Here is a 1,027-nt window from a genome sequence, read left to right on the forward strand (position 1 = left end):
TTGTTCTGCAACACGACCATCACCTGGAACAACGGATGCCGCGCCAACGACCGCGCCGGCTGCAACGCATGCACCAACTGCTCGAACGGCACATCCTGATGCGCGAAAGCCGCCAGATCCGTCACCCGAACCCGATCGACCAACTCACCGAACCCAGGATCCCCCGACACATCCGCCCGCAACACCAACGTATTGACAAAGAAGCCCACCAAATCGTCCAACGCCGCATCCGTACGACCAGCCACAGCCGTACCCAACGGAATATCCACACCACCCCCCAACCGCGACAGCAAACCCGACACACCAGCCTGCAGAACCATGAACACACTCGAACGCGAAGACCGCGCCAACCCCACCAGATCACGGTGCAAACGCGCACCCAACCCCACCGAAACCGTCCCGCCCCGATAACTCGAAACCACCGGACGAACACGATCCACCGGCAAACTCAACTCATCCGGCAACCCCTCCAACACCCCACGCCAATAACCCAACTGACGCGAAATAGCCGAACCCTCGTCCCCCTCATCACCCAACACCTCACGCTGCCACAACGCATAATCCGCATACTGCACCGGCAAATCAGCCCACCCAGGCGCCACACCCCCCACCCGCGCCCGATAAGCCACACCCAGATCCCGCGCCAAAGGCGCCTGAGACCAACCATCACCCGCAATGTGATGCACCACCACACACAACACATGCTCAACATCCGACACCCGGAACAACCACACCCGAACCGGCAGATCGACCGAAAGATCAAAACCAGCAGACGCCACCCCCGCCAAGGCAGCACCCACCTCCCCCTCAGCCACATCCACCATCTCGAACGGCACCACCACATCCCCCACCGCGACAACCTCCTGCCACGGCTCACCACCCACATCCGGAAACACCGTCCGCAAAGACTCATGACGGCCCACCACATCAACCAGAGCCGCCCGCAGAGCCACCACATCCAGCACACCCGACAAACGCACACCCAACGGAATGTTGTACGTCCCGCTCGGCCCCTCCATACGATTCA

General features: G+C 61.4%; 1 protein-coding gene. It reads right to left on the minus strand.

Annotation, left to right across the window (positions count from 1 at the left end):
* Nucleotides 1–1,027, minus strand: a 1,027-nt coding sequence (locus ACFYQ6_RS34955; protein ID WP_388766896.1) for a condensation domain-containing protein, incomplete at both ends; no start/stop codon positions are given.

The sequence above is a fragment of the Streptomyces sp. NPDC005494 genome (assembly GCF_042872025.1).
Taxonomy (GTDB): Bacteria; Actinomycetota; Actinomycetes; order Streptomycetales; family Streptomycetaceae; genus Streptomyces.